This window comes from Mycobacterium sp. 1165178.9, assembly GCF_001673555.1.
Lineage (GTDB): Bacteria > Actinomycetota > Actinomycetes > Mycobacteriales > Mycobacteriaceae > Mycobacterium.
The window spans coordinates 1-3,209 of the sequence record NZ_LZMB01000529.1 but is presented as its reverse complement, the minus strand read 5'-3'; the positions used below and the strand labels follow the sequence as shown (position 1 = coordinate 3,209).

General features: G+C 66.8%; 1 protein-coding gene. It reads left to right on the top strand.

Annotation, left to right across the window (positions count from 1 at the left end):
• Positions 1-3,209: condensation domain-containing protein (locus tag A5652_RS22535; RefSeq protein WP_156745489.1), on the top strand; the 3,209-nt coding region annotated here is incomplete at both ends.

Sequence of the window (3,209 nt, the reverse complement as noted above, 5' to 3'; positions counted from 1 at the left end):
CTGGATCGGCATGCCATGCTGCGGCTGCGCGTCGAGGACGATGGAACCGGCGCGTGGTCGATGCGAGTGCCCGAGGCCGGTTCAGTGGATGCCGGCTCTTGCCTGCAGCAGGTAGACGTCCTCTCCGAGGAGGCGGTGATACGGGCGCGGTCGCGGCTGAGCCCGGCCGCAGGCAGGATGCTCAGCGCAGTGTGGGCCGCCTCGACGGGGCAACTGGTGTTGATGATTCACCACCTGGCCGTCGACGGCGTGTCGTGGCGAATTGTGTTGGAGGACATCAATATCGCCTGGGCCCAGCACCGTGCCGGACAGCCGACAGGGCTTCCGGTGACCGGGACGTCGTTCGCCCGTTGGGCGGAGCTACTCGACGAGCACGCCCGTACCTCGAAAGTTGTTGAAAACGCGCAGTTGTGGCAGCAGATCGCGGCGACACCCGCGGCGTTGCCGGCGGTCCAGTCCGTCGACACGTATGAGACTGCCGGGCGTTTGTCGATATCGCTAGACGACGCCGAGACGGCCCGGATGCTCCTCGGTGAGGTGCCCGCCGCGTTCCATGCCGGCATACACGAGATCTTGTTGATCTCGTTCGCCTTGGCGATGGCGGAATTCTTGGGCACCGGCGACGACCCGATCGCGATCGACGTCGAAGGTCACGGGCGCAACGAGGAGCTGGCCTCCGGTGTGGACCTGTCACGGGCGGTGGGTTGGTTCACCACCAAATACCCCGTGGCGTTGACCGTCGGCGGCCTGTCCTGGGCGCAGGTGATCGCCGGCGACGCGGAGCTCGGGGCGGTGATCAAGGACGCCAAAGAGCAGCTTCGTGCCCTCCCTGACGGCCTCACTTATGGACTGCTGCGCTACCTGAACACTCGGGTCGACCTGGAAGGCACCGACCCGCCGATCGGGTTCAACTACTTCGGCCGCATGGGCGGGCCGGCCGACCTGTCGGGCGATGGCTGGGGAATCAGCCCGGACGGCTTGTGGGTTACCGAGGCGGCCACGGCTATACCGATGCCACTGATGCACACCGTGGACCTCAACGCCGGCACCATCGACACCGAGACCGGGCCGCAACTGCAAGCCAATTGGACGTGGGCGCCGTCGGCGCTGGACGAAGGCCAGATCGCCCGGTTGAGCCGGTTGTGGTTCGACGCCCTGGCCGGGATCTGCGCGCACGTGCGACGCGGCGGGGGTGGGTTGACCCCGTCGGACATCGCTCCCGCCGGGCTGAACCAACAGCAGATCGACGACCTGCAACGGCAACATGCGATCGCCGACATTTTGCCGTTGACCCCGCTGCAGCAGGGGCTGCTCTTCCACGCCCGCACCGCGCAGGTCAGCGCAGCTGACCTGTACGCGATGCAGCTGAATATCGAGGTGACCGGCGCCCTCGACCCGTACCGGCTGCGCGACGCGATCCACACGGTGGTCAAGCGGCATCCACATCTCGTAGCACGCTTCCACCCGGATTTCGACGAGCCGGTGCAGGTCATTCCGGCCGATCCCGGGCCGCCGTGGCGCTATGTCTACCTCACCGGGTCCGGCGATGTCGAGATCGATCGCCAGATCGAGCAAGTGTGCGCCGCCGAGCGCGCCGCGGTCTGTGAGCTGGCCGACGAGCCGGCTTTCCGGGTGGCATTGGTGCGCATCAGCGCTGATCGGCACCGGTTTGTGCTGACCAATCACCACATCGTGGTCGACGGCTGGTCATTGCCGATCCTGATGGGGGAGATCTTTGCCAGTTATCACGGCCAGCCGTTGGGCGCTTCCGGGTCGTACCGCCGGTTCGTGACCTGGCTGGCCGAGCGTGATCTGGATGCAGCCCACGCGGCCTGGCGCGAGGCACTGGACGGCTTTGACACCCCCGCCTTGGTCAGCTCGGGTCGCAGGCTGTCGGGTAATCGAGGCGTGGCATCCTTTGGGCTGCCCGCCGAGATCACGCGGGCCGTCGGTGACTTGGCCCGGTCATGTCAGACCACGGTCAATACGGTGCTGCAGGGCGCCTATGCCCAGTTGCTGTGCTGGCTGACCGGCCAGCACGATGTGGCATTCGGTACCACCGTTTCGGGCAGGCCGGCCGACCTCGTCGGTGCCGATTCGATGGTGGGGCTGTTGATCAACACGGTGCCGGTGCGGGCGCGTCTCACACCCACTACCACCGCCGCCGGCTTGCTCGAGCAACTGCAGAGCACGAACAACCACACGCTCGAGCACCAGCACCTCGCGCTCAGCGAGATCCACCGCATCACCGGGCACGAGCAGCTGTTCGACACGCTGTTCGCCTATGAGAACTACCCCGTGGATGCCGCCGCTTTGGCCGCCAACGAGGAACTGGCGGTCGGCGATATCGCTCGGCACGAATCCACCCACTACCCGCTGACGGTGCAAGTCCTGCCCGGGAACGAACTCGGCCTTCGTGTCGAATTCGACACCGGCGTATTCGATCACTCCGACATCGAAACGCTGATCGACCGGTTGCAGTGGGTGTTGGTGGCGATGGCCTCCGCACCCAACCGGCGGCTCTCGGCGATCGATCTGCTGGGAAGCGATGGTGATGCCCGTCTGAAGGAACTCGGTAACCACGCGGCCTTGACCCAGCCCGCACCCGAGCCGGTCACGGTTCCGGCGCTGTTCGCCGCGCAGGTGGCGCGCTCACCGGAGGCCGTGGGGCTGGTGTGCGGCGAGCGCAGATGGACCTACCGCGAGTTGGATGAGTCCGCTAATCGATTGGCGCACTTGCTGGCCGCTCGGGGCGCGGGCCCGGGCGAGCGCGTCGCGGTGTTGTTCCGGCGGTCGGCCGAGGCGATCGTGGCGATCTTGGGCGTGCTCAAAACGGGGTCGGCGTATCTGCCGATCGACCCTGCGCTGCCTGCGGCGCGGATCGGATTCATGCTCGACGATGCCGCGCCGATCGCCGCGGTCACAACCGCGGGGCTGCACCACCGATTCGACGGACATGACCTGCTGGTCATCGATGTCAATGACCCGGTTATCGACGCCCAGCCCAGCACCGCGCCCCCGGTGCCGGCGCCCGATGACATCGCGCACATCATCTACACGTCGGGCACGACGGGTGCGCCGAAGGGGGTGGCGATCACGCACCGGAACGTGGCCCAACTGCTCGACTCACTCGGCGCCGGCCTCCCCCCGGGACAAGTGTGGACGCAATGCCACTCCTACGCCTTCGACTTCTCGGTGTGGGAGATCTG